This window comes from Amycolatopsis sp. NPDC054798 (assembly GCF_053611505.1).
In genome coordinates, this window is record NZ_JBSHAM010000011.1 from 136,462 (window position 1) to 161,768 (window position 25,307).

Sequence of the window (25,307 nt, forward strand, 5' to 3'; positions counted from 1 at the left end):
AGCAGGTCAGCGCGGGGCCATCCGCAGCGAGCCGTCCATGCGGACGACCTCGCCGTTGAGGTAGTCGTGGTCGATCAGCGACAGGGCGAGCTGCGCGTACTCGTCCGGCCGCGCCAGCCGCTTCGGGAACGGCACGCCGGCGGCGAGCCCGGCGCGGAACTCGTCGCTGACCGTGGCGAGCATCGGGGTGTCGACGATGCCGGGGGCGATCGTCAGCACGCGAATGCCGTGCGAGGCGAGGTCGCGCGCGGCGGGCAGCGTCATCCCGACTACGCCGCCCTTGGACGACGCGTACGCCACCTGCCCGATCTGGCCGTCGTACGCGGCGACGGACGCGGTGTTGATGATGACGCCGCGTGCGTCGTCGGCCAGCGGTTCGGTCTTCGCGATCGCCTCGGAGGCGATGGTGACCACGTTGAAGGTGCCGATCAGGTTGATCTGGACGACCTTCGCGTACAGCGCGAGGTCGTGCCTGCCCTTGCGGGACAGGATGCGTGCGGACGGCCCGATGCCCGCGCAGTTGACCACCGTGCGCAGCGGTACGCCCGAGCCGGCCGCGGTGTCGACGGCGGCCTGCACCTGGTCCGGGTCGGTCACGTCGGCCTCGACGTAGGTGACGCCGTCGATCTGCTCGGCCTTTTCGATCGAAGGCGCGAGGTCGAGGGCGAACACTCGCGCGCCTTTCGCGGCCAGTGCCTTGGCGGTCGCGCCGCCGAGCCCGGACGCGCCACCCGTGACGAGCGCTGCGGTGTCGGTGATCTGCATCTTCAGCCTTCCTCCTGCTCTCCGGTGCCGCGGTGCACCTCCGGGCCCAGGTTAACGCTCGTTCGCACCGGTGCCGGAGTGTGCCGCCTCACCCGCTGTCTCGTCGCGAGGAGTATTCGGCCACGACCGCTTCCGTTAGCACTGAGGTCAACTCCGGCTGTCACCTTCAGCGTCATGAGCTCAGCTCGGATCGTGGTGGTAGGGACGGGATACGTCGGATTGACCACGGGGGCTTGTCTCGCGAGCCTCGGGCACCGCGTCACCTGTGTGGACGTGGACGTGGCGAAAGTGAACCGGCTCTCCGCCGGTCGCGTGGACATCCTCGAACCAGGACTGGCCGAACTGGTCTCCCGCGGATTGGCGAACGGACGGCTGTCGTTCGTCGTCGGAGCGCGGGAAGCCGTTCGCGGCGCGGAGGGCGTGTTCCTCTGTGTGCCGACGCCGATGGGCGCGGGCGGGTCCGCGGATCTGCGCGCGGTGGAGGCGGTGACCGAGGAGATCGGCGACGTGCTTCCGTCCGGCTGCGCGCTGATCACGAAGTCGACGGTGCCGGTCGGCACCGCGGAACGGATCAAGGCGATGGTCGGCCGCGACGACGTGCCGATCGTGTCCAATCCGGAGTTTCTGCGCGAAGGCACTGCGGTGCAAGACTTCCTGAACCCGGACCGGATCGTGGTCGGATCGGATTCGCCCGCCGCGGCCGCGTGGGTCGGGCAGTTGTACGGCGATCTCGCCGCGCCGATCGTGGTCGCCGACGCGGCCAGCGCGGAACTGGTCAAGTACGCGGCCAACTGCTTTCTCGCGCTCAAACTGTCCTATGTGAACTCGATCGCCGAACTGTGCGAACGGCTCGGCGCGGACATCGACCTGGTCACCGAAGGCATGGGCTACGACCGGCGGATCGGCCGCACGTTCCTCAAACCCGGCCCGGGCTGGGGCGGTTCGTGCCTGCCGAAGGACACCAGCGCGCTGGTCAAGGTCGCGGAGTCGGTCGACTACGACTTCCGCATGCTGACCTCGGCGATCGACGAGAACATCGCCCAGCGCGACCGCATTGTGGCGAAGATCGCCGGCGCCTGCGGCGGAACTCTGGCCGGTGCGCGGATCGGCGTGCTGGGCCTGGCGTTCAAGGCGGGCACGAACGATCTGCGCGATTCCCCGGCGCTGGCGGTGTCTTCCGTGCTGGGCGCGCTCGGCGCGGAGATCACCGCGTACGACCCGGCGGTGTCCGGCGGGATCGCCGGGATGACCGTCGTGGACGATCCCTATCAGGTTGCCAAGGACGCGGATGTTGTTGTGGTGCTTACCGAATGGGCCGAGTTCCGGAACCTGGACTGGGTCGCGATCGCGGACGCGATGGAAGGCGACGACGTCGTCGACACCCGCAATCTGCTCGACCCGGGGATGATCCTCGACGCGGGGCTGTCGTGGCAGGGCGTCGGCCGTCCGCGCGCGGCCCGTCGGCGAGTTCCGGTTTCCTGATTGGAGATTCGCTCCGGTTGGGCTATGATCTTTGGCGGCATCGCGTGTCGGTCACCGGCTGGGTGAGACATGGAGGTGCTGGGATGCCTTCTGGAGGCATTGCTTCGTGTCCGTTTCTCTTGAACTGAATCATCTGATGGTCCCGTCCCGGGACAACCGGGAATCCGCCGAATTCTTCGCGAACCTGCTGGGTTTCGAGATCGGCGAGCAGTGGGGGCCGTTCATCCCCGTCGAAACCAGCAACGGCGTACGGCTCGACTTCGCCACGGTTCCGGACTCCGATCGCAAGCTGCAGCACTACTGCTTCCTCATTCCGGAGGACGACTTCGACGCGTTTTTCGCGCGGCTGAAGGAAACCGGGGTCGAGTACCACGCCGATCCGATGGGCAAGCAGGTCGGCGAGATCAACCACAACCACGGCGGCCGCGGCGTGTATTTCCTTGACCCGGGCGGAAACGGGATCGAGGTCCTCACGCAGCCGTACGAGCCGGAGCGGAAGCGGCCGTCGCGCTGGTAAGTCCTTTGTAGACGGACGGCGGGCGGGTCACAGCGAAAGCGAGGCCCACCCGCCGCCCGCGGCCAGCAGGGTCCGGACGCTTTCCGCGTGGTCGGCGAACGCGGCGAGGTCGGCGTGCAGCAGCGCGGCGCGTTCGGAATCGAGCTGAGCCGCGTCGTCCCGCCAGAGTTCGAGCGTCCAGTTGGCGGCCAGGATCATCGAACGCACCAGCCCGGCCACCGCCGAGTCCGGCTGGCCGTGCGCGGCGAGAATTTCGTCGCACGCGGCGAAGCACCGTTCGAGGCCGCGGACCGCTTCGGCGGGCGTGCCGTCCCAGTCCGGTCCCGGCCAGGCGCACGAGCCCAGCGCGAGCCACAGCTGCCAGCCGGCGGTCAGTTCGGCTTCGTCGCGGGGCGTCCAGTGCGCGGCCATCTCCCGAGTGTGCGCCCCGGCAGCCGGTTTGCCGCCGGGGTTTTGGCCGAGGTCACGTGCGTGGCTGTTCCCACAACCAGAACTCGATCCCCTGGTCGTCGGCACAATCCGCCGTTCGGCCGTACGGCGGATTCTCCACCTCGCCTGCCCGGCCGCCCGCCTCGCGCACCCGGCTGAGCGCGGCTTCGAGGTCGTCGACGGCGAACATCAGCTTCCAGCCGGTCTGCAGTTCCGGCCCGCCCCACAGCCCGCCGGGAAGACCGTCTCCTTCGATGCGCCACGCGGTCGGCAGGCTGCCCTGGGTGAACTGCCAGCCGAGCACCGCGCCGTAGAACGCCTTGGCCCGGCCGTCGTCGGGCACCTGGAAGGTGAAGTACCCGGCCTCGCCGTGCCGGTACGTGCGCTCCTCGGGCGCCTTCGCGCGCGGCGCGGCCTGCGCGACCAGCCAACGCTGGCCGTACGGGTCTTTGATCGCACCGTGCAGTCCGTAGCCGCGGTCCTCGACCGGACGCAGCAGCTCCGCGCCCAGTTCCACCGCCCGCTGCGCCGCGCGCCGAGGGTCGGGCACCTCGACCCGCACCATCGCGCCGCCCTCGGGGGCGACGACGTTGCCCATTTCCGGGAACTCCTCGGCGAGCATCAGCACGCTGCCGCCGATGGCGACCTCGGCGTGCCCGATCCGGCCGTCGTCCATCACGATCGGCTCGGCCCGGCGTCGCGCCCCGAAGACCTCGACGTAGAAGTCGAGCGCGGCCCTGGCGTCGGTCACCGCGAGATATGGCGTGAGCGCACCCACTTGGGCCTGCTGGGTTTCGGTGGTGGTCATCTCCGCTCCGTTCAGGATCAGGCGGCGGAGGTCGTCCCGCAGCTGCTCGGCGAAGGCCGGATCGGGGTCGGCCGGAGTCGAGGGCAGCGCAAGCGCGTCGAATGGTTCAGCCATCGCGTCCCTCCTTCTCCTGGTAGCTGCGGCGGAACGCGGTTTTGGCCCGCGTCAGCAACGCCTCCGTCGCGTGGATGGTCCGGCCGAGATGTGCGGCGACGTCGCGCACCGGGAGGCCGTCGACGTAGCGCAAGGTGAGCACCGCCCGATGCGAGACCGACAGCGATTCGAGCACCTGCCGCGCGCGCAGGGCGTCGAGCTGTTCGTCCCAGGGATCTTCGACGTCGCATCCGGCGTCGTGCACGAGCCGCAGCCCGCGCTGTTCCCGTTCGGTGCGCCGCCAGTGATCGGCCAGTTTGTGCCGGGCCACCCCGATCAACCAGGGCGTGCTCACCGGCGGCGCGTGCTCCTTGCGGCAAGCGGCGACCGCGCCGAGGAACGTCTCCGACGTCAGTTCCTCCGCCAGCACGCGGTCGCCGCACCTCGCGAGCAGGTAGCCATAGACCTCCGGCAGCGCCGTCTCGTAGAGGCCGAGCAGCGCGAAGGCCGGGTCTGGCTGCACCCGAGGTTCCGTCACATCCCCATCGTCGTCCGGGAGCGGGGTTTTCCGTCGGGGGAAATTCTCAGCGCGGATCGGGCAGCTTGCGCGCCAGCCCGCTCACCAGCAGCGCCAGTGCCGCCAGAATCCCGATGACCAGCACAAACGCCCCCTGGTAACCCAGCGCTCCCGGCACGCTCAGGCTGGCGAACAGACTGCCCAGCACCGCGACGCCCAGCGCCAGCGACGTCTGCTGAGTCGTGGTCAGCACCCCTCCGCCGACCCCGGCCAGGTCGGCGGGCACCCGCGAAAGCACCACGCGGAACAGCGTGCTCATCGCGAGCCCGTTGCCGATCCCGATCAGCACCATCGCCGGGGCCAGCTGCCAGAGCGACAGGTCGGGCCAGTCCAGCAGCGCGGTCCCGGCGAGCGCGATCAGGCCGACGGTGAGGATCAGCCCGCCGATCGGCACGATCTTGCGGCCGAACCGGGCGACCAGGTGGCTGCTGGCCAGCGACGTCGTGAAGTACGCGACGGCCATCGGGGTCAAGGCCAGTCCGGCGCCGAGCGGGCCGAGGTGCAGGCCGTTCTGCAGGGTCACCGCGTAGACGAACATGAACGAACCGAAGGTGGCGAAGAACGGGACCGCGACGGTCAGGCCATGCCGCACACTCGCGGTCCGCAGCAGGGCCGGCGGCAACAGCGGAGTGCCGCCGGTGGCTTCGAGATTCCGCTCTACCCGGGCGAAGCCGTACGCCGCGAACGGGAAGACCACCAGCAGCGCGATGCTCCACCACGGCCAGCCGAGCGCGCGGCCTTCCATGATCGGGATCAGCAGCGACAGCAGCGAAACGGCCAGCAGCACGGTGCCCCAGCGGTCGACGCCGAGCGGGTTGCTCGCCCGGCTGTCCGGCACCGTCCGGCGCGCGAGCAGCAGCCCGATGATCCCGATCGGCACGTTGACCAGGAAGATCGGCCGCCAGCTCAGGTCCCACAGGTTGGCCGCCACCAGCGCCCCGCCGAGCAGCTGCCCGACGACGGTGGCGATCCCGCCGGTCGCGCCGTAGAGGCCGATCGCCCGCGAGCGGCGTTCACCGGTGGTGCCGGCCTGGATGATCGACAGCACCTGCGGCAGCAGCATCGCCGAAGCCGCGCCCTGTGCGGCGCGGGCGATGACCAGCGTCGCGGCGTCCGGAGCGACCCCGCAGGCCAGCGAGGTGAGCGTGAACAGCGTGAGGCCGAGCAGGAAGAGCTTGCGGCGGCCGAAGGTGTCGCCGAGCCGTCCGCCGAGCACGAGCAACACCGCGTAAGCGATGCCGTAGCCCGCGACGACGAGTTCGAGCGTCGCGGTGGAGGCGTGCAGGTCGGCATCGATCGTGGGCAGAGCGACGTTGACGATGAAGAAGTCGATGATCGGCAGCGCCGCCCCCAGCAGCACAGTGATCAAGCCGGCGGACGTGAGTCCCGTCCGCTCCGGCGTCCCGACGGCGGCGGTGGCCGTTGCCGGGGCGGTGGTGGTAGTCGTCATGAGTACTACGTTCCGCTGCGGAACACCCTGGTACCAGGTGTGCTTTTATCCTGGTACTGCGACTACCTGGTAACAGGGTCGGCGGTGTGCTTTCCTGGTACTCGTGACCAGTGGCATCGAAGACCGCCTGCGCCGGACCGAACTGGGAGAGTTCCTTCGCAACCGGCGCGGACGGATCACGCCCGAACAGGTAGGCCTGCCGATCGGCGGCCGGCGGCGCACGCCGGGGTTGCGCCGCGAGGAGGTCGCGCAGCTCGCCGGGGTGGGGGTCACCTGGTACACGTGGCTCGAACAGGGCCGCGACATCAACGCGTCCGAGCAGGTGCTCAGCGCGATCTCCCGCACGCTCCGGCTCGATCCGCACGAGCACGTGCACCTGTTCACCCTCGCCGGAGCTCCGGAACCGGTGACCGAGAAGAAGCACTGCTCCGCGATCACGCCGTCGATGCACGACATGATGGTGCAGCTGGAGCCGTTCCCGGTCGCGGTCCGCAACGCGCGCTTCGACGTGCTCGGCCACAACGCCGGCTACGACTGGCTGATGGGCGGTGTCGACACGATCCCGTATGAGGACCGCAACACGCTCGTCCAGTGCCTGCTCAATCCACAGTGGAAAGAGCGGATGGTCGATTGGGAACAGAACGTGCCGCGGATGGTCTCGTCCTTCCGTGCCGCGATGGCCGAGCACGTGGGCGAGCCCGGCTGGAAGTCGCTGGTCAAACGGCTCCGGGCGGAGTCGCCGTGCTTCGACGAGCTGTGGAGCCAGCACGACGTGAACACCGAGCTGGCCAAGAGCAAGCGGTACCTGCACCCGGAGGCGGGCCTGCTGACGTTCGACTTCACCTACCTCTACGCCGGCCGCCGCTCAGAGATCCGGATGTCGGTCTACACCCCGGCGAACGACGAGACGCTAGAGAAGCTGCGGGAGTTCGTGCCGACGCGGTAGTGCAGGTGGGTCACGCCCTCGCCGGGGGTGACTTCAGGCGTGCCGAGGCGTACCGGGCCAAGACCGAACTCGCCGAAAAGCGGCACCCCGCCGCCGAGCAGCACCGGCACCAGATCGATCCGCACCGCGTCGAGCAGCCCGGCCTCCAGGCATTGCCGGGCCATCTCGCCCGCGTTCACCCCGACGTCACGGCCATCGGCCAGTTCCTTCGCCCGCGCCACCGCGACCTCGATGCCTTCGGTGACGAACGTGAACGGCGAGTCCTCCCATCCGGCGGGCGGCTGATGCGTCACCACGACCACCGGCCCGCCGAACGGATGCGTCCCGCCCCAGCCCGAAGTGAGGTCGAACAGCCGCCGACCGACGAGCAGCGCCCCAGTCGACTCCAGTTGCGCGCGCATGACCTTCGCGCTCGCCGGGGACATGCGCAGTACGCGGTCCGGCTGAGCGGTCTGCACCTCTTCGGTGCCGCCGCCCATCCAGCCGAAGAGCAAATCGAACCCCGATTCGCCCGGCCCCGCCACGAAACCGTCCAGCGACATGCTCGCCCCGGCCACTACCTCGCCCATCACCGTCTCCTTTTTTCGCCGTTTGACCAGTGAACGGAGCTGGCCGAGCGTTCTCGACATACCGCGTCGCGCGTAGCCGGATCCCGCGCTTCACGACGGACGCGCGCGGCCGTCTTCCCCGGTAGTTTTCGCACCATGTACTGGTGGCGGGCGCAGAACCCGTGGTTCGGGCGGGTGTTCCGGACCTTCGTGGTGCTCGCCTTCGTGCTCGGCGGTTCCAGTGCGTCCGGCCGCTGGCAGCATGCCTCGCACCCGCTGAGCGCGCTTGGTGCCGCGTGGCTGGCCGCGACCGTGCTCACCTTGCTGTTCGTCCACCGGTACCCGTTGCCGCTGTTCGTCCTCACCGCGGCCTCGGCCTACGCCTACTACCTGTCGCCAGAGCCCGGCGGGCCGGTGATCGTCGTCCCGACCATCGCGCTGTTCGTGCTGACTCGGCGTAGGGGTCCGGTGGTCGCCGGAAGCACCGGTGCGGCTGTCCTCACGGCGGCGTACGTGGTCCACATCTTTGCCGCGCAAACGTTTGCGATCAGTGCGTGGGCATTGTTCGCCGTGGTCTGGATGGCCGCCGTGATCGGCATCGCGACTGCGGTGCGGTTCCAGTTCGCGGCCGTCGCCGCCCGCCGCGAGCAGGCCGACGAGCACCGGCACCGGATGGCTGAGCAGGAGCGTTTGCGCATCGCCCGCGAAGTGCACGATGTCGTCGCGCACAGCCTCGCGATGATCAACGTCCAGGCAGGCGTCGCCGCACACGTCGCGGATCGGCGGCCGGAGCAGGCGAAAGAGGCGTTGCTCAACATCAAGGCGGCCAGTGCGTCCGCGCTCAACGATCTCCGCGCGACGCTCGCCGTGCTGCGTTCCGGCGAGAACCGCGCGCCCGCACCGAGTCTCGCGCAGGTCGACGAACTGCTCGACCACGCACGCGCCGCCGGGCTGGCCGTCGAGCTGCACGGTGAAGCCGGCGAGCTGCCCGCGCCGGTGGACGGCGCGGCGTACCGGATCCTCCAGGAGTCGCTGACCAACGTCGTCCGGCATGCCGACGGGGCACAGCGCGTCGAAGTCCGCTTCGAACGGAAGCCGGGCACGCTGGTCCTGATCGTGCGCGACGACGGCCGCGGCACCGTCCAGCCGACGCCCGGGCACGGCCTGCGCGGCATGCGGGAACGCGCGACCGCGCTCGGCGGCAGCGTCGAGGCGAGCGTCACCGGGCAGGGTTTCCAGGTGCGGGCGGAACTGCCCGTGGAGGGGGAGAAATGACCATCCGCGTCGTACTGGCCGACGACCAGGCCCTGGTCCGCGCCGGATTCCGGCTGCTGCTGGACACCGAGGACGGCTTCGAGGTCGCCGGCGAGGCGAGCGACGGCGAGCAGGCCGTCGCGCAGGCGGTCGAGCACCGGCCGGACATCGTGGTGATGGACATCCGGATGCCCGGCACCGACGGCCTCGAAGCGACCCGCCGGATCACCTCGCACCCCGACCTCGGCGGCGTGAAAGTGCTGGTCCTGACCACTTTCGACGTCGACGAGTACGTCTACGAGGCACTCCGCGCCGGGGCCAGCGGCTTTCTGCTGAAGGACACCGAGCCCGTCGAACTCCTGCACGCGCTGCGCGTCGTCGCGGCGGGGGAGGCGCTGCTCGCCCCGACCGTCACGCGCCGGTTGATCGCCGAGATCGTCGGACGGCCGGAACATCGGCGGATCGACACCTCAGCCGTGCAGGAGGTGACCGAACGCGAACGCGAGGTGCTGGCGCTGGTCGCGGGCGGGATGTCGAACGACGAAATCGCCGCCCACCTGGTGATCTCCACGGCAACGGCGCGAACGCACGTCAGCCGCATCATGACCAAGATCGGGGCGCGCGACCGGGCGCAGCTCGTGGTGCTGGCGTACGAATCCGGTCTTGTCACCCCGCGCCGCTCGCACAAGTGAGCTAAGCCAGGAGTGTGAGTTACGCCGTGTCGATGAACGTCGTCCCACCCTCGCACGCCTTACCGGCAGAGCATCACACCTCAGCGAGGGGTGTGACGGAAGGAGTCCCGGTGGCGTGGGAGATCGTCCTGGTCGCCGCGCTGGGCCTGGTTTTCCTGGTCCGGCTGGTAGCGCAGCTCCGGCGGAGCTGACGGACGGCGACGCGGAGGCATCGCACGGCGCACCGGCGGTTCGGCGGCGCGGTCGACGCCCGATTCGGCGACCGGCCGCGCCCGGTGCGCACCGCCATTCGCGCGAGGCGGCATCGCGCGCGGAACGTCGTTCGGCGGCGGAGCGCCGTTCCTCGGCATTCGCCCGTTCTGCACCGGAAGCGGCCGAGGTGCCGGACGGCGCGGCGGCTGCGGTTCGGCGGGAATCCTCGGGATCTCGAGGGTCACTTCAGTGTCATTGACGTCATCGACGAGCTGGGTGGTTTCCCCCGGCGTTTCGACTGGCGGCTCCACCGGAGGCTCGGGCGTCTCCGGCGCGGGCGGAGGAGGCTTCGGCCGGTGCGACAACCGCCGCGCCAGCGAGTGGCTCGGCCGTTCCACGAACCGGTAGCTGAACTCGACCACCCCGAACACCGCCGGGATCACGATCAGCAGCGCGATCGGCAGCGGCACCGCCGGGCGCAGCAGCTGCAGCAGCACGAACGTGACCAGCATGTGCAGCAGGTAGATCGAGTAGCTGCGCTCGGACAGCATGGTCCAGATCTTGCGCTGCTTCAGCCGGTCCTCGGCGAACATGCCCATCAGGAAGCAGGCGACGGCGAAGGCGAGCGCGAGGTTGTACGAGCTGTCCACGCGGCCGACGTTGATGACGTCCGCCAGCACGTACAGCGACCACGCGCAGCCGCCGTACAGCGCGCCGGTCCAGAGCGGGATCTGCTTCTTGGTCGTCGCCCAGATGATCTGGCCGATCACCATCGCGGGCAGGTACGAGACGTTCACCGCGAACAGCGACCACGAGGGCCCGAACTGCGACCGGCTCATCATCACCACGAAGATGAACGTCAGCTCCACCGCGATCGCGAGCCACACCCACCGGCGCAGCAGCGGCAGCACCGCCATCAGCAGCAGGTAGAAAATGACCTCGACGATCATCGTCCAGGCCACCGGCACCAGCACGACCTGCGGGAAAATCAGGTAGTTGACCAGCGCGGTGTTGGTCAGGACGGTGAGCGGGTTCAGCGTCTGCGACTGCCCGGTCGACGGCGGGTGCAGGTTCACCAGCAGCAGGAACGCGGTCAGCAGCACCACGAACAGCATCGGCGCGTACACCCGGATGAACCGGTTGAGCGCGAAGCGCCCGCTACCCTGGCGCAGCGCGATCGGCGTCACGACGAAACCGCTGACCAGGAAGAAGAACGGCACCGCGATCTGCCCGATGCCCTGCTTCGCCATGTGCATCGGGCCGCTCGTGAGCGCCTCGATGAAGTCGATGTACGGGGCTTTGTCGTTCTTCGCGATGACCCAGGGATGGGCGATGTGGCTGTAGAAGACCAGCAGCGCGCCGAGGCCGCGACCGATGTCGATGAAGACGATCCGGGTCTTCTTCGCCACGGCGGGCGACGGCTCGGCCAGGGCAGCGGAATTCGGCTCGGCCAGCGTGCTCACCCCCGTCTTCCGCTACCGACAACCCGGAGAAGGTTACCGTCTCGCAGACCCGCTCCGGACGTACTCCCCGGAATTGGCACCCGTGCTGGGGATAAGTCACAAAACCCGGTCTGGCCTCGGATTATGCGGTCGGCAGGTACGATCAGGCACGAATTCATCCGGTTTTGCGCTAGGTAGTTCAGGAGTTCGGGGAGCGTGCAGCAGTCCAGTCTCGACGGAGCCGTCGAGCGTTCACCGACCCTGCGCGCCGCCTTCCGCCAAGCCGCCCCGGCGATCAGCCTCTACCTCTTGTTCCAGATCCTCGCGTTCGGCGTGCTGTGGATGATGAGCTGGAAGGCCGACGTGTCGCCGGGCCGGTTCATCGACAATTTCGACGCGAACTGGTTCCTTTCGGTCGCGCAGCACGGCTACGACCAGCCGGTCGTGCTCGACGCCGACGGGCTGCCGGGAGAGAACAGCCTGGTGTTCTTCCCGCTGTACCCGGCGACGGTGGCCTTGCTGACACTGGTCGGGATCCCGCCGCTCGCGGCAGGCATGACGATCTCGCTGCTGGCCGGGTGCGCGGCGGCGTGGGGCTTGTTCGTGCTGGGCCGCGACCTGGCCGGACCGCGCGTGGGCCTGCTGGTCGCCGTGCTGTGGTCGATCGGGCCGGGTTCGACGGCGCTGCACCTGGCGTATTCGGAAGCGCTGCTGATGGCGCTCGTGGCCTGGACGCTCGTCCTGCTCGAGCGCCGCGAATGGCTGCTCGCGGGCGGGTTCGCGGTGCTGGCCGGGCTGACCCGGGCGAGTTCCGGCGCGCTGATCGCCGCGGTCGGCATCGCCGCGCTCATCGCGGTTTTCCAGCGTCGCGACGGCTGGCGGCCGTGGGTCGGCGGGCTGATCGCGCCCCTCGGCCTGCTGGGCTACCTCGGCTACGTCTGGATCCAGACCGGCCGCCCAGACGGCTGGTTCTGGCTGCAGAACGCCTGGCAGATGCACTTCGATTTCGGCGTCTTCACCTGGACCCAGGTCCGCGAAGGCCTCACCTCGGACGAGTCGAGCTGGATCACCGTGACCGCGCTCGTCGTGCTCGCCGCGGTCGCGCTGCAGTTCTGGACGTGGGCGACGCGGCTGCCGCTACCGTGGCAGATCTACGGCACGCTCACCGTGCTGATCGCGCTGTGCTCGTCGGACTTCTTCCAGTCCCGCGCGCGTTTCCTGCTCCCGGCGTTCGTGCTGACCGTGCCGGTCGCGCTCATGCTGGCGAAGCTGCCGAACCGGGTACTGGCGGTGTTGCTGCCGGTGATCACCATCGGAAGCGCCTGGTACGGCGCGTTCCTGCTGACCATCGCGCACGTGGCACCCTGAGGCACCACGTGCGCGATCAGCTCAGGGCGCGAGCCAGAGCGTGACGAATTCCTTCTCGTCCGCCTTCGCCGCCGCGATGATCGCCGAATCGTCCAGCACCTTGTCGGCCGGACCGTCGTCGGTGACCACCTTCGGCGTGTAGCCGAACGAGCGGTACCCGGCGAGCACCGCGGCCGGGTCGTCGCCCAGCTCGGTGATCGCGCCCGGGTCGAACTCGCAGACGACGTGCGGCCGGTCGCGGCGCAGCACCTCGGCCAGACCCGCCAGCGCCCGGTGGTCGCGGCCCTGCAGGTCGACCTTCACCAGGCTGATCCGCTGCTCGGTCACCTCGGGCACGGAGTCCAGCCGCACCGCCGGGACCTCGACGCCGGAGCCGTCCAAGGTGACGCGGTTGTCGCCGCTGTTGCCCGGGGTCGCCTGCGCCAGGTGCACGGTGCCGGGCTCGTCCCACGCGGCCGACTCGACCACCGTGACCAGCTCGCCCGCCGCGGCGGGCAGGTTGACCTCGACGTTGCGGCGCAGGTACGCGGCGTTGACCGGATCGGCCTCCACCGCGATCACCCTGGTCACTTCCGGCGTGGCCCGCAGCAGCCGCAGCGTGTGGTAGCCGACGTGCGCGCCGACGTCGAGGAACGCGCCGTCCGCCAGCGACGCCATCAGCTCGGCCTCGCTGTCCTCCCAGGACCGGTGGAACAGGATCCACGGCAGCATGACCTCGTCGACCGGCATCAGCAGCGCGCCGACGTCGCACTGGACGACGTCCGCCCCGCGCGGCACCGGAGCGTGCCGGAGCCGGGCGGCGTCCCGCATCGCGCTGACGTCGAGGGTCACCCGCTGGATGGCCTTCTCGTCGGCGTCGAGCCGTTCGTCGCGGCGCGCGAACATCTTGTGCACAGTCCCCGCCGCGGCTTCGACCTCCGCGCCGACGCCGTCGTAACCCTCGGCCAGCTTCGCCACGTCCGCTTCGAGATTGCGCAGCGCGAGGTTCGTTTCCGGGGTCTGGCGACGCAGCTCGTTGACCGTGCCGCGCAACGCTTCGAGCCGTTCGCCGAGCGTGCGCGTGGACAGCGCGGCCCGGCGAGACTCGTCGACAGTGCGTTCCAGGCCTTCGATCCGGTCCAGCAACCGCCGGTTGCTTTCCTCGGTGGCCGCGAGCAGCGCGCCCATCACGTTGCGCTGGTGCACGTCGTAGTGGTCGATCGCGCGCAGCACGGCCTTGCGCAGCGCGGGCGCGAGCGGCAGCCGCGACGGCGCGCTCGCTTCCGGACGCCAGCGCAACGCCTCGGTCGCCTGCTGCAGCGGGTTCAGCGGGTGCTCAGGCGGCGGTGCCGCGGTGCGCTGCCGCTCCTGCCACTTCTCGTGCGCCTGCTCCAGTTCGCGCCGCATCCACTCGGCCGCGGTCGCCATCGACCGGTCGCGCAGGATGGCCTCCCGCGCGCGCCGGCCCCGGGCCGTCGCCTCGTCCGGATCGTCGGCGATCCGCACCATCGCGGCCGCGGCGGCGTCCAGGTCGGGCTCCGCCCAGACCGCGTCGGCGTGGTACGGGTAGTTGCCCTCGCCGACCGGCACCAGCCGGTACGGGATCGGCCAGCCGGTCGACTCGTCGAGGAATTCGGTGGTGCTGGAGTAATCCGTCGAGATCACCGGCATCGCGCGCGCCATCGCCTCGGCGACGGTGAGGCCGAAGCCCTCGCTGCGGTGCAGCGAAACGTAAGCGGTGCTGGTCTCGTACATCTCGTGCAGCTCGGCGACGCTGAGGTAGCGCTCGATCAGTTCGATCCGGTCGTCGCCGCGGACCACCGCGCGCAGCCGTTCGGCGGCCTGCGGGTGCAGCTTCGAGTTGATCGCCTTGACCGTGAGCCGGACGTCGTCGCGGCCAGGGAACGCCCGCTGGAACGCTTCGACCGCGCCCCAAGGGTTTTTGCGCTCAGCGACGCTGTTGAAGTCGAAGGCGAACAGGAACCGCACCGGTTCGCCCTTGTCGCGTGCGGGCGGAGACGGCTCGCCCGGATCGCGCACCGGCACCGGGATCGTCTTGACCGGGATCGTCGAATGCGCGGCGAACGCCTCGCGGCAGAAGTCGCTGACCGTCCAGATCTCGTCGAGCATCCCGAACGCTTCGTGCTGCCACTGCGGGAAATCCTCGAGTTCCCACGCCCACAGCCCGATCCGGTAGCGCCCGGCGCCGACCTCGGGGTGGTTGGTCAGGATCGTGCGCGTCTGGTCCGCGTTCACCGCGAACACGCTGACCGGGAACCGCGGATCGCCGACCGTTGCCGGCCGCTCGATGCCGGTGCGGTTAGAGACCGCCTTCTCCTCCAGCACCGTGGCCACCGGAACGCCGCCGGTTTCGATCGCCTCGAGCACGATCCGGCCCATCTCGCCGAGCCCCAGCTCAGCGGTCAGGTAGCCGAGCAGGTTCACGCCGAACTCGTCGTGCGGCGGACGGGTCGCGACCGGTTCGGACGGCAGCGCCCACTCCGGCAGCCCGGCCTCGGAGACGCCGGACCCGGCGCACCAGTGCCGGAAACCGTCGGCGTCGTCGCCGTAGGGATGCGGGAACGCCATCTGCAGGTCGATCCGCGACGCCCAGATCGCGTGCGTCAGCCGGTTCAGCCCGGCCGCGGCCTGGCCCTGATCCTCCGGCGTGGCAAGCCATTCGCGCAACGCGAGCCCGCCGTCCTCGGCGTACGCGTGCGGCGGCGCGGGCTTCTTCTTGCGCTCGGCCTTGATCCAGCCCTCGCGGAAAACGCGCCGCGCGAGCTTCGGCACCGGCGTGCCGTCCTGGAAGTCCTTGAAGCCATACGGAATCGAGTCGAGCGACTCGGCGTACCCGGCTTCGCGCAGCTTCGTGCCGTACGAATCGCAGATGGCGCGAAGGTCGTCGTTGTGCGACAGCAGCACGCGCGGCTTGCGCGCGCAGTGGAAGCTGAGCAGCCACGGCTTCTCCGGCCGGTAGCCGCTGAAGTGGAAGAACCGCAGCTTCGCGCCGCCCGCGGTCAAGTTGCCGTCCTTGTCACGGCCGATCGGCCGCTCGTGGAGGTTCCAGTACGCGACGTCGAACCCGGGATCGGTGACGACGTGGTGCCGGAACAGCGACGGCACCTGGTCGACCCAGCGCTGGTCGGTGAACAGCTGCTGCTCGGGCGCGACGATCGCGTCGTGGCGCAGCCTTCCCGCCCAGAAGTCGAGGAACGGCCCAGCGCCGCGGCCAACGCCGATGAAGCCGAGGTTGAACATGCCGGTGCCCATGATCACCGCGTCGTCCGGCTCCATGCCGTCCTGCGGCAACGGGGTCAGGAAATGCGGCGCGAGCACGATGTCGTGCTCCTTGGCCAGCTCGGCGACCTCGGGAATCGGCGCGAACAGCTCGATGTCCGGGTCGAGGTAGATCGCGGCCTCGGACTCTTTCAGCAGCTCGCGCAGCAGGTACGGCTTGACCGACGTGGCCAGTTCGGTGACCGAGTACGCGGTCGCCATCCGCAGGTAGTCGTCCTCGTCGATGCCGAACGCGGCCGGGCCGACGACGGTGAGTCCGTCGCCGGCCCGTTCCGCCTGATCGCGCGGGGCATCGATGACCGCGATGACGAAGCGGCCGCCCGGATGGTGCTCGAGGTAGGACCGGGCCAGCACACGCGCGGCCGGCACGTAGTTGCGGGCGACGATCGTGCAGGCGGTGGTACCGGGCTCAGGCATCGGCGGTCAGTACCGTGAGCTGCTGGTTCAGCGCGGTGGTGAAGTCGGTCTTCGTCTGCTCGGCGGCCTTGCCGGACACCTCGACGCGGACGATCACATTCCCGTGCGCGTAGTGCCCGCGAGACTGGGCCGACTGGCCGTCCTTCGGGTCGATCGCGGTGGCGTAGACGCCGTTCGGGGCGGTGGTGTCGCGCTTGGCCCCGTTCGTGACCTGGACCTCCATCAGCTTCTCGGCCGCGTTCTTCGCCGCGGTCGGGCTGCTGGCCTGTGCGAGGAAAAGCGTGATCAGGTTGCCGTCGTCGAGGTGGTACACGACGAACTTGACCTTGGACGTGCCCGCCGCCTGGTAGGCGCTCAGTTCCTGCGGGTTGAGGTACTTCAGGGTGTCGACCTGCGAGAACGACGTGACGTCGTCGTGCGTCTCGGCCTTGCCCGGCATGCTCGCGACGCCGAGGGGGTCCGGCGGCTTCGGAGCCGACGACGGACCCGGCTGGTGCTGTGCGCTGGTCTGCTCGGTGCCGCCGCCTCCGCTGTCGCGGCCCCACAGCCAGTACGCGCCGAACGCGATGCCGGCGAGCACGATGACGGCGCCGACGATCGCGCCGATCTTCTTGCCGTTGCTCTTCTTCGGCTTGTCGCTGAAGTACTCCGGGCCCTGGCGGACCCATTCGGAGTCGCCGCCGGACGGGCCGAGCGGCGGAAGATCGCCGCCGCCCCACGGCGGGGTCTGGTCGCTCTCGGCCGCGTTCCACGGCTGCTGCTGCGGGAAACCCCCGGGCGGCGAGGACGGCGCGCCCTGCGGGAACCCGCCGGGCGGGGAGTAGTGCGCCTGCGGCTGGTGCTGCTGCGGCTGCACCACCTGGGTGCGCTCGGGACCGGCGTCCGCGGGCGGCTGCTGGGTCTGCCACGACTGCACGACCTGGGTGCGCTCGGCACCGCCGTCGGCGGGCGGCTGCTGCGGGGCCTGCGGCTGCTGCTGCGGCACGCCGCCGGGCGGGCTGACCGGGGCGATCACCTGCGTCGAGTCCGCGCTCTGGCTCTGCGGCGGCGGGGCGGGCTGGTCCTGCTGGCCCACGGCCGAGGACAGCACCTGATCACGCCGGATGCGATAGTCGTCCGCGGACAGTCGCCCTGACGCGAGCTCCTCGTCCAGCCGGCGCAGCTCCTCCTGCCAGGACACCAGGGCCCCCCTTATCTGTCGGCATGGCGACGGTCAATGCGTCGTCGCTACCCGATTGTGTGTGACGACGTGGACATTGTGCACGGGTGCGACCCCACGTGACCTGGCGGGTCGCCTTGTGCGCCGGGGTGTGTTCAGCTGGCGGGCAGCGCGGCCGCGACCTTCGCGCGGATCTCTTCCATCCGCGACCGCAGTGCCGCCGGATCCTGGCCGACCGGGCCCGACACGCCGATGCCGACCGACACTCCGCCGGAGGTGTACCAGAAGGCCAGCACGCGTCCGGCCGGGCTGCTCCCGGTGTAGAGCAGATCGGTGGCCGCAGGGCCGAGCGGGCTGCTGTCGAACCCGCCGGTGACGAGGTTCTGCCGCAGTCCCTGGACGAGCTGACCGGCCTGCGCCTTCGACGGCGTCGGGACGGCGATGAGCGTCGTGCCGCCGTCAGTGCTTCCGTAGGCGTGGTAGACGAGCTGGTCCGCGCCCGCGGCGCGCATGAGGTTCGCGTCGGCGTCGGAAACGGCCTTGGCCTGGACCGCCTTGTCCAGCGCCATGGTCGAGTTTTCCGGGCTCGGCGTGCCGGCCAGCGTGGGCAGCTTGTCCTCGAGCGAGGCGGGCTGGGTGTTCGGCGCGGACGAAGCGGCGGGCGGCGGCGCGGCGGTGTCGTTCGAATCGTTCTTGTTGCCGAGGAACCAGATGCCGCCGACGACCAGCGCCAGCACCACGAGCACGGCGAGCGACAGGAACAGCCAGGTCGGCTTCCCCCGGCGCGGTTTGGCGTCGTCCTCCCAGAGCCGACGCGGTTCCGGCTGGTTTCCGTTCGCGGGGATCGCCCCGAAGACCGCGGTGGGCCGGTCGTCGGCGGGGCTCGGCGCGGTGGTCGGCCGGTCGGTGGAGAACGGGGCGCCCGGGGTGTGCGCGAAGGCGGGCTGGGTCTTCTCGGACGCCGGGACCGCCGCTGTGGAGTTCGCGGAGTTCAGGAACGACTCGACCGCGGGCGGTTCGGGCGCGGGCATCGCGGGGTTGGTGCTGGCCCATCCGACGACTGGCTGGCTCGGCTGTTGCTGCTGGCCAGGGGTGTGCCACTGGACAGGTGCGACGCCCTGCCACGTGCCCGGCTGGGCGGGCATCGGCTGCTGGGGCTGATGCGGCGGGGGCGGGCTGGCTTGGCTCGGCGGCGTGACCGGGTTCTGCGGCGGGGAGAAGAAGGGCGCTGCCGGAGCGGTCGTGGAGGTCGCCGGATTGGCGGCGGGCTGCTCCGGCGTGGCGGTGCCTCCGGGCGGAGTGCTCGGCAAGGCGGTGCCGTCCGGTCCCAGCCGCAGGCTGGTCGTCGGGCCGTCGAACGGACCGTGTCCGGTCATCGTCGCCACGACCTGCGGAGTGCCTGCTGCGGTTTCCGGCGAGCCGCTGTCCGTGGAGGTGCTCGCTGCCTGGTTGCCCGGGGCGGGCGTGTCAGAGCTGCTGGCGGTCGCCTGGGCGTCCGGGGTGCTCCAAGTGGGCGACCCACTGGTCGACGGCGCGTCCTGCCGCAACGGCGACGCCACTGGCGAAGCCGCCCCGCCGCCCGACGCCTCGGCGAGCAGTTCGTCGCGCTGGCGGCGGTGTTCGGCGTGTCCGAGGCGGCCGGCGGCCAACTCCGCGTCCAAGCGCCGGAGCTCTTCCTGCCAGCTCATCACGCAACCCCCTGTCACCGGTTCGGGCGACAGTGTTCCACGCGCCCCGGCTCCGTGGGGCTCAGGTGCACAAGATCAGCCGAGATCTGCCCAGATCAGGCACCCGCTTCGCGAGCCGGCCGGTAAAGCGCGGGCGTCCGTACGATCGGGAGCATGTCCTCCGCGCGCGGTGCGCTCGCCGCCCTTGCCGTGGATCGGCTCGCCGGTCTCGACATCACCGCTGCCGAACTCGTCGAGGCCGGGGCACGAGCCGTCGGCGAGGGCCTCGAAGCGCCCTCCCTGCCCGAACTGGCCGCCCTCGACCACCGGAACCACCAGGCGGTTTCCGACGCCTTCTCGCACGTGGTCGAAGAGCTGGGCATCGAACTCCCGGCCGACGCGACCGCCGCCCAATGGCAGCTGCTCGGCGAACACCTCGGCGAGATGGTTCGCGGGGACGTCCCGCTCGCCGAAGGGGCGAAGAGCGTCAAAGCCCTCGACGGACGGCTCGGCCGCCCCGCCGCTCTCGCCGAGTTGCGCCAGTGGCTGGCGATGCTCGCGACCTGGATCCCGACCGACGTCACGCCGGTCAGCTACTGCGAGCAACAGGTGCTGCAGCAGGCGCGCGCGGTACTGGCCGGTCCCTGGCCGCCGGTCACCCGTTAAGCGGCAAAAACTGTCGTACATATGTTCTAAAATTGGGCGTGTACTGGGGAAACCATCCACCGGAAGGCGGCCGCCCATGACCTCTCCCAAGCCGGCTTACGTCACGTTGCCCACGTTCGTCGGATACAGCGCCAGCAAGGGCCCGTCGCGTTCGTCGTTCGTCCGCAGGCAGCGCCGGTTGTACGAGGACCCGGCCCGGGCGGCGTTCAACTACTACCGGCGCGCGGCGAACGCGATCCGGGCCGGCCGGGCGGCGCACCAGGACGAGGTGGCCATGCGCGCGCTGGTCAACAACGCCGACGAGCGCACCCGTCCGCATTACGCCGCCATCGCCGAGGGCTGGCTGCGCTATCTCGGCAGGCGGGATCCGAAGCTGGTGGAGGTCGGCCGGGCGAAGTTCGCGCTCGGCGAGCTGGAGATCGGGATCAGCCCGCAGCTGGGCCTGCGGAAGTCGAACGGCCGCCGGTTCGCCACCTGGCTGTACTTCAAGGAGGAGCCGCTCACCCGGGACGCCGCGCAGCTCGCGTTGTGGCTGCTCACCGAGGGCATGCCGGATCTGCTGCCGGGCGGGGAGGCGCTGGTCGTGGACGTGCGCCGGGCGAAGGAGTTCACCTTGTCGGCGCGGGACCGGGAGCGGCTGCGGCCGTGGGCGTTCAGCGAGGCGTCCGCGTTCGTCACGCTGTGGCGCGCCGCATAACGGCTGCGTGCATGACTGGCGGGGGCCTCGGGTAAGGAACCTGCGGACCGGGCGGTGTTTCCCGGTCCGCGGGCCACCCGGTCGAGTGACAGCTTGGCGCTCGGCTCCGGTGGACTGGACAATCCCGGCCCCGGACACGAAGCTTTCGGCAGTTTCGAGCCCGGCCGATGACTTCGAGGTCGACAAGTGAACGCTGCTGCAGCCTGGGAGCCGCTCTCGCGAGTGGCTGACGAACCAGCTTGGTATTGGGTGCACGACAAGCTCAGGTTCTGGCCGAGCACCTTCGCGCACGATTGGCCCGGCTTCCATGAGCCGCGCCCGTCGGCCGCCTGGGATCTCTCCACCGGCGAGTACGACCGCGCCTCGGCCGAGTTCCGCCTCGGCCCGTACGCGGTCGAAGAACACGACGTGGCCCGCGCGGTCCTGGCCGCCCTGCAGGAAGTCACCGCCGAGGACGACTGGCTGTGGGTCCTGCACTGGCAGCACCAGTCGTTCAAGTTCTGGCCGCACCGCATGCAGCCGGACGCGCCTTGGCCGGTCTCGGTCTTCCCGCGCGGCGACTACCACCTGTTCCTGGCTGCGGACTTCAGCTACGGCACTCTCGGCCACCCGTGGGAGCGCACCCTGTGCGTCTTCGGCGACAAACTGCTCCCCGCGGTCGAAAAGCACGCCGACGGCATCCTCACGAACCAGCTGCGCCGGGACGGCCAGCCCTCTGCGCTGACCCGCTGAGCACCGCCGCTGCTACCGTCTCGCACGTGTTCGAATACCACGGCTGGGTGACCATCGCCGCCACCACGACCGGCGACGACGACGCCGCCCTGCTGGAGCGCCTGGTCGAGCGAGTGCACCGCTCCCTGCGCGACACAGCCATGCTGGACCTGGTGGACCTGCGCTGGAGCGCGGGCCTGCCCATGCTCCATCTGGGTGGTCTAGACAAACACGGCGGAGCCATCACCCCGCAACTCCTGGAAACGTTCGCCCGAGTAGGAGAACTGGCCCCCGGCTCCTACGGCCTTTTGCACATCTGGGACGACCAAGACCCAGAAAACGACAACGCTTTCCAGGTCTACCGAATGGCCAGAGGCCAAATAACGAGCCAAAGCGACCCGCACCTGTCCCCAATAGCCCCCACAGTCCTGGACACCTACGAGCTATAACCACCAGATGCTGTGCACGGAACCCGCTAGACCGGCCTGAGACCTTTTCCGCTTGCTGCGCAAGCTACAAAGCCACCCCACTACCCATCCGCCACTCACCAGCACCGCGGGGGTCCGGGGGGCTCGGCCCCCCGGGAGATATGACGAGCGGCCCGTATCCACGCTTTTTGTGGATACGGGCCGCTCAGTCGCGAGCGGATGACGGGATTCGAACCCGCGACCCTCACCTTGGCAAGGTGATGCGCTACCAGCTGCGCTACATCCGCGTTAACCGCTTGGTGCTCGGTGTTGAAGACACTCTATACCGTCGCCTCGGTGACACTTTCGGGGGCCCCGTTATCCGCGTGGACCTGCTGAGATGTGGTGCTTGCGCGTTACGCCTAGCGCACAAGGGGTGACGACGGGCGCTCTGCTCCGTATGGTGTCCCCAATCGACTTCAGTGGTGAGTCCTTCGGGGGAGGAGGTGCCTTGCCGGATGACCGAGCTGGGCACGGCGCCGCCACCAGCGGCCTCGGAATCCGACGAGCAGGCACTTTTGAAGCGGCTGCGCGACGGCGAGGACGCCGCGTTCGGGGAGTTGTTCGAGCTGCATGCCGCGGCGGTGCGCAGATTGGCGCAGAGTCTTGCCGCGGATCGCTCTGAGGCTGAGGACATCACCGCGGAGACCTTCTTCCGCGTGCTGCAGGCGTTGCGCCGTGGTGCGGGTCCGCGGGATTACATCCGGGCTTATCTGCTGACGGTCGCGCGCCGGGTGTCGTGGGAGTGGCATGGGGCGCGGCGCGATGTCCCGGTGACTGACGACGAGCTGACGTTCCGGGCGGGCGCCGGGGTGGACACGCCTGCGCGGACGGCTGAGCACACGTTGATCACGACGGCGTTCACGAGTTTGCCGGAGCGGTGGCGCACGGTTTTGTGGCAGACCGAGGTCGAGGGCGAGCAGCCGGCGATGGTGGCTCCGCATTTCGGGTTGTCGGCGAACGCGACGGCGGCGTTGGCGCGGCGGGCGCGGCAGGGGTTGCGGGCGGCGTATCTGCAGGCGCATTTGTCGGTGAATCGCGGTCCGGAGACGTGCCGGGCGGTGGTGGAGAAACTGGGCGGGTTCACCGCGGGCAGTGTCACCGGCGCGGAGGCGGAGCGGATCAAGGCGCATTTGCTGGGGTGTCCGTCGTGCCGGGCGACGCAGGACGAGCTGCGGGATGTGTGTTCGTCGTTGCGGGCGCATGCCGGGGTGCTGGTGCTCGCGGTTCCGGCGCTGGCCGGGGTCGGGAAGGCCGCTGGTGCGGTCGCGACGGTGAAGAGCGTGCTGTTCGGCTCGAAGGTGAAGGTCGGGCTGGCGTTGGCGTCGACCGCGGCGGCGGGCGCGGTGAGCCTGACCGCTGGTCCGCTGGTGTTCGGTTCGCATCCGGTGCAGGACGTCGGTCTGGGCGGCGGTGCGCCGGAGCTGGCGTTGCAGCCGCCGGAGCAGCCTCCGCCGCCGGTGCCGCAGCAGGGTCCGCGGGTCATCTCCGGGAAGTTGAACGGCAGCGCCCGGCCGGCGCACGTGGCGGTGCATCCGGGTGTTTCGCAGCATTTGGGCGCGGCCGAGGTGCCGCCGTTGCCGCCGGTGCATCAGCCGGTGTCTGATCCGGATTCGTCGTCGTCCTCGACGTCGGATTCGGCCGGTTCGACGCCGCGCGATGATCTTCCCGGCCAGGAAAGCAGTCATTCGGGTTCGCCGATGACGAGCCGGTCGTCGAGCACTGAGTCGCGGTCGGATCTGGACACGTCCACGAATTCGTCCAGCCCGGGCGTGCTGAGCACGACGACGGACGGCACGACTTCTCCGTCGTACGTTCCGCCGACCTCGTCGTATGTGCCGTCGCCGGATTCGTACGTGCCGCCGTCGATCACGACGACGCCGGCGGGGTCGCGGCACGTCGCCCCGGCCGCTCCGATGTCGTCCGATCCCGCTGGCTCGCGTGGGTGCCCGAAGTCCGCCAAGTCCGCGAAGCCTTCAAAGCCCGTCAAGTCCGCCCCGTCTTCCCGGTCGGCCGAGTCCGGCAAGCCGGTGGAGTCGGCCAGGACGGATTCCACTTCCGGGCAGGATGTCACCGGTTCGGCCGATTCCTCAGCGGACACAAGCTCCCGAACAGCCAAAACCCGGCAAACCATCAGTAACTCTCAGTGAGCACCTCGCGCTCGACGGCACGGTCACGGTAACGTTGACCGAGTTCGACGTCGCCCGGGAGGCAACAGGATGAACCGGCTGGTGCGCGGCGAAGACGGTCGCCATTGGGTGGTCCGTGCCCAGATGGAGTGGCGGGCTCCCGCCACCGCAGACGATTTCGAACACGACGTCGCAGGCAGTTACGGACCTGGCATCGCGATGGTCGTGGTCATGGCGTTCCTGGTGATCGCCCTGGTGGTCTGGACACCGGATGTCGTGAAGGTGCCCGCGTGGGTGCTGCTGGCGTTGCTGCTGGTGGTGTTGTTCTTCCCGCTGCGGTGGATCCTGCGCCGTCCGTGGACGGTGGTCGCCGAGACCGAGGGCGACGTCGCGGGCGACCGTCCCTCGGAGCGCTGGGTCGGCACGATCCGCGGCATGTTCACCGTGTCCGGCGAGGTGAAGCGGATCTCGAAGACGATCCAGAAGCATTCGCTGCCGGACTTCGACGGTCCGCTGCACCCGGTCGAATAGACCTGGCCGGAACGGGACTGGCGCGCGAGACTGGTGCCATGCCCGAGTTGCCCGAGGTCGAAGCACTGGCCCATCACCTGCGCGAACACGCCGTGGGGAGCACCGTTTTCCGGCTCGACGTCGCGTCGCTCAGCGTGCTGAAGACCGCGGTGCCGCCGTACACCGAGCTGCACGGCCGCGAGATCACCGACGCGACTCGGCACGGCAAGCATCTGGACGTGGTCCTCGGCGATCTGCACCTGGTGGTGCATTTGGCGCGTGCTGGCTGGCTGCGCTGGTCGGACGGGTTGTCCCCGGCTCCGCTGAAGCCGGGGAAGGGGCCGATCTCGCTGCGGGTGCATCTGGAGTCGGCGTCTGGTCCTGGCTTCGATCTGACCGAGGCGGGGACGAAGAAGGGGCTCGCGGTGTGGATCGTCGCGGATCCTTCCGAGGTGGCGAGTGTGGCTCGGTTGGGGCCGGACGCGCTGGCGGTCGATGCTTCGCGGTTGCGGGAGTTGTTCCAGGGCAAGGGGACTCGGCTGAAGTGGGCGTTGACTGATCAGTCGTTGATCGCGGGGATCGGGAACGCGTATTCGGACGAGATCATGCATCGGGCGAAGCTGTCGCCGTATGCGACGGTGGGGAAGCTGGACGAGGGGGCGTTGGAGGTGCTGGCCGAGGCGATCCGTGAGGTGGAGACGGACGCGGTCGAGCGGTCGGTGGGGCAGAAGGCGGCGAGGTTGAAGGGGGAGAAGCGGTCTGGGCTGCGGGTGCATGCTCGGACTGGGCTGCCTTGTCCGGTTTGCGGGGACACTATTCGGGAGATTTCGTTTGCGGATAAGTCGTTTCAGTACTGTGCGACTTGTCAGACCGGGGGGAAGCCGTTGGCTGATCGGCGGATGTCTCGGTTGTTGAAGTAGGGGTGGGGGCGGCTCGTCGCCTGGCGGCGACATTGCTTGTGGTTCTTCTTGGGGCACCCCGAAGCCCAGTGTGCTGACGGTTCGGGGGTGCTTGTCAAGGCGGGAAAGATGCCTTGACAAGC

Annotated in this window: 23 protein-coding genes and 1 tRNA gene; 13 read left to right on the forward strand and 11 right to left on the reverse strand. The window is 69.7% G+C overall.

Annotated features, from left to right (window positions below; genetic code table 11):
* Window positions 1–6: 6 nt before the first annotated feature.
* Window positions 7–765, reverse strand: coding sequence for an SDR family NAD(P)-dependent oxidoreductase (locus ACWGIC_RS10220; RefSeq protein ID WP_452075572.1), 759 nt, complete (start codon window positions 763–765; stop codon window positions 7–9).
* Window positions 766–939: 174 nt separating this feature from the next.
* On the opposite strand from ACWGIC_RS10220, the gene ACWGIC_RS10225 reads away from it, so the two are divergent.
* Both ACWGIC_RS10225 and ACWGIC_RS10230 read left to right on the forward strand, forming a co-directional pair.
* Window positions 940–2,247: a UDP-glucose dehydrogenase family protein gene (locus ACWGIC_RS10225; protein ID WP_452075573.1), complete on the forward strand. Its 1,308-nt coding sequence runs from the start codon at window positions 940–942 to the stop codon at window positions 2,245–2,247.
* 106 nt (window positions 2,248–2,353) lie between these two features.
* Window positions 2,354–2,764 carry a VOC family protein gene (locus ACWGIC_RS10230; RefSeq protein ID WP_452075574.1) on the forward strand — a complete coding sequence of 137 codons (411 nt, stop codon included), beginning with the start codon at window positions 2,354–2,356 and terminating at the stop codon, window positions 2,762–2,764.
* A gap of 27 nt (window positions 2,765–2,791) precedes the next feature.
* On the opposite strand, the gene ACWGIC_RS10235 is transcribed toward ACWGIC_RS10230, so the two are convergent.
* From ACWGIC_RS10235 to ACWGIC_RS10250, 4 genes are read right to left on the reverse strand one after another with little or no spacing between them, the layout of a single operon-like run.
* A complete protein-coding gene (locus ACWGIC_RS10235; protein WP_452075575.1) occupies window positions 2,792–3,175 on the reverse strand; it encodes a hypothetical protein in 384 nt (127 codons plus the stop codon).
* A 52-nt stretch (window positions 3,176–3,227) separates the two neighbouring features.
* Window positions 3,228–4,115: a VOC family protein gene (locus ACWGIC_RS10240; RefSeq protein WP_452075576.1), complete on the reverse strand. Its 888-nt coding sequence runs from the start codon at window positions 4,113–4,115 to the stop codon at window positions 3,228–3,230.
* Window positions 4,108–4,632, reverse strand: a complete 525-nt coding sequence (locus ACWGIC_RS10245) for an RNA polymerase sigma factor (RefSeq protein WP_452075577.1) — start codon at window positions 4,630–4,632, stop codon at window positions 4,108–4,110. Before ACWGIC_RS10245 ends, ACWGIC_RS10240 begins: the two co-directional genes overlap by 8 nt.
* A gap of 46 nt (window positions 4,633–4,678) precedes the next feature.
* On the reverse strand, window positions 4,679–6,121 hold the full coding sequence (locus ACWGIC_RS10250) for an MFS transporter (RefSeq protein WP_452075578.1): 1,443 nt from the start codon (window positions 6,119–6,121) through the stop codon (window positions 4,679–4,681).
* 103 nt (window positions 6,122–6,224) lie between these two features.
* On the opposite strand from ACWGIC_RS10250, the gene ACWGIC_RS10255 reads away from it, so the two are divergent.
* On the forward strand, window positions 6,225–7,067 hold the full coding sequence (locus tag ACWGIC_RS10255) for a helix-turn-helix transcriptional regulator (protein ID WP_452075579.1): 843 nt from the start codon (window positions 6,225–6,227) through the stop codon (window positions 7,065–7,067).
* Here ACWGIC_RS10255 and ACWGIC_RS10260 read toward each other — a convergent pair.
* Window positions 7,007–7,636, reverse strand: coding sequence for a dihydrofolate reductase family protein (locus tag ACWGIC_RS10260; RefSeq protein ID WP_452075580.1), 630 nt, complete (start codon window positions 7,634–7,636; stop codon window positions 7,007–7,009). The genes ACWGIC_RS10255 and ACWGIC_RS10260 overlap by 61 nt on opposite strands.
* A 135-nt stretch (window positions 7,637–7,771) precedes the next feature.
* Here ACWGIC_RS10260 and ACWGIC_RS10265 point away from each other — a divergent pair, with 135 nt between their 5' ends.
* A complete protein-coding gene (locus ACWGIC_RS10265) occupies window positions 7,772–8,890 on the forward strand; it encodes a sensor histidine kinase (RefSeq protein ID WP_452075581.1) in 1,119 nt (372 codons plus the stop codon).
* Window positions 8,887–9,561, forward strand: coding sequence for a response regulator (locus tag ACWGIC_RS10270; protein WP_452075582.1), 675 nt, complete (start codon window positions 8,887–8,889; stop codon window positions 9,559–9,561). The genes ACWGIC_RS10265 and ACWGIC_RS10270 overlap by 4 nt, the downstream gene beginning before the upstream one ends.
* Before the next feature lie 80 nt (window positions 9,562–9,641).
* Here the strand turns inward: ACWGIC_RS10270 and ACWGIC_RS10275 are convergent, their stop codons facing one another.
* Window positions 9,642–11,216, reverse strand: coding sequence for an acyltransferase family protein (locus tag ACWGIC_RS10275; RefSeq protein WP_452075583.1), 1,575 nt, complete (start codon window positions 11,214–11,216; stop codon window positions 9,642–9,644).
* Between the two features lie 195 nt (window positions 11,217–11,411).
* Between ACWGIC_RS10275 and ACWGIC_RS10280 the strand changes: the two genes are divergently transcribed.
* Window positions 11,412–12,563: a hypothetical protein gene (locus tag ACWGIC_RS10280; RefSeq protein WP_452075584.1), complete on the forward strand. Its 1,152-nt coding sequence runs from the start codon at window positions 11,412–11,414 to the stop codon at window positions 12,561–12,563.
* Between the two features lie 21 nt (window positions 12,564–12,584).
* Here the strand turns inward: ACWGIC_RS10280 and ACWGIC_RS10285 are convergent, their stop codons facing one another.
* The 3 genes from ACWGIC_RS10285 to ACWGIC_RS10295 all read right to left on the reverse strand — a co-directional run bounded on the left by ACWGIC_RS10285 (window position 12,585) and on the right by ACWGIC_RS10295 (window position 19,106).
* A complete protein-coding gene (locus ACWGIC_RS10285; protein WP_452075585.1) occupies window positions 12,585–16,259 on the reverse strand; it encodes an FkbM family methyltransferase in 3,675 nt (1,224 codons plus the stop codon).
* Window positions 16,252–17,439, reverse strand: coding sequence for a hypothetical protein (locus ACWGIC_RS10290; RefSeq protein ID WP_452075586.1), 1,188 nt, complete (start codon window positions 17,437–17,439; stop codon window positions 16,252–16,254). Before ACWGIC_RS10290 ends, ACWGIC_RS10285 begins: the two co-directional genes overlap by 8 nt.
* A gap of 134 nt (window positions 17,440–17,573) precedes the next feature.
* Window positions 17,574–19,106 (reverse strand): hypothetical protein, encoded by a 1,533-nt coding sequence (locus ACWGIC_RS10295; protein WP_452075587.1) that lies wholly within the window; start codon window positions 19,104–19,106, stop codon window positions 17,574–17,576.
* A 153-nt stretch (window positions 19,107–19,259) separates the two neighbouring features.
* Here ACWGIC_RS10295 and ACWGIC_RS10300 point away from each other — a divergent pair, with 153 nt between their 5' ends.
* The 4 genes from ACWGIC_RS10300 to ACWGIC_RS10315 all read left to right on the forward strand — a co-directional run bounded on the left by ACWGIC_RS10300 (window position 19,260) and on the right by ACWGIC_RS10315 (window position 21,608).
* A complete protein-coding gene (locus tag ACWGIC_RS10300; protein WP_452075588.1) occupies window positions 19,260–19,751 on the forward strand; it encodes a hypothetical protein in 492 nt (163 codons plus the stop codon).
* Window positions 19,752–19,827: 76 nt separating this feature from the next.
* Window positions 19,828–20,448, forward strand: a complete 621-nt coding sequence (locus tag ACWGIC_RS10305; RefSeq protein ID WP_452075589.1) for a hypothetical protein — start codon at window positions 19,828–19,830, stop codon at window positions 20,446–20,448.
* A gap of 222 nt (window positions 20,449–20,670) precedes the next feature.
* Window positions 20,671–21,180: a DUF2716 domain-containing protein gene (locus ACWGIC_RS10310; protein WP_452075600.1), complete on the forward strand. Its 510-nt coding sequence runs from the start codon at window positions 20,671–20,673 to the stop codon at window positions 21,178–21,180.
* Between the two features lie 26 nt (window positions 21,181–21,206).
* The gene (locus ACWGIC_RS10315; RefSeq protein WP_452075590.1) at window positions 21,207–21,608 is read left to right on the forward strand and encodes an Imm7 family immunity protein; all 402 of its coding nucleotides are present in this window, start codon (window positions 21,207–21,209) and stop codon (window positions 21,606–21,608) included.
* A 193-nt stretch (window positions 21,609–21,801) separates the two neighbouring features.
* On the opposite strand, the gene ACWGIC_RS10320 is transcribed toward ACWGIC_RS10315, so the two are convergent.
* Window positions 21,802–21,874, reverse strand: a tRNA-Gly gene (locus ACWGIC_RS10320).
* A gap of 210 nt (window positions 21,875–22,084) precedes the next feature.
* On the opposite strand from ACWGIC_RS10320, the gene ACWGIC_RS10325 reads away from it, so the two are divergent.
* The 3 genes from ACWGIC_RS10325 to ACWGIC_RS10335 all read left to right on the forward strand — a co-directional run bounded on the left by ACWGIC_RS10325 (window position 22,085) and on the right by ACWGIC_RS10335 (window position 25,185).
* On the forward strand, window positions 22,085–23,776 hold the full coding sequence (locus ACWGIC_RS10325) for a zf-HC2 domain-containing protein (protein ID WP_452075591.1): 1,692 nt from the start codon (window positions 22,085–22,087) through the stop codon (window positions 23,774–23,776).
* A gap of 69 nt (window positions 23,777–23,845) precedes the next feature.
* Window positions 23,846–24,286 carry a DUF983 domain-containing protein gene (locus ACWGIC_RS10330; RefSeq protein ID WP_452075592.1) on the forward strand — a complete coding sequence of 147 codons (441 nt, stop codon included), beginning with the start codon at window positions 23,846–23,848 and terminating at the stop codon, window positions 24,284–24,286.
* Window positions 24,287–24,324: 38 nt separating this feature from the next.
* Complete coding sequence (locus tag ACWGIC_RS10335; RefSeq protein WP_452075593.1) at window positions 24,325–25,185, forward strand: Fpg/Nei family DNA glycosylase; 861 nt, start codon at window positions 24,325–24,327, stop codon at window positions 25,183–25,185.
* Window positions 25,186–25,307 lie beyond the last annotated feature (122 nt).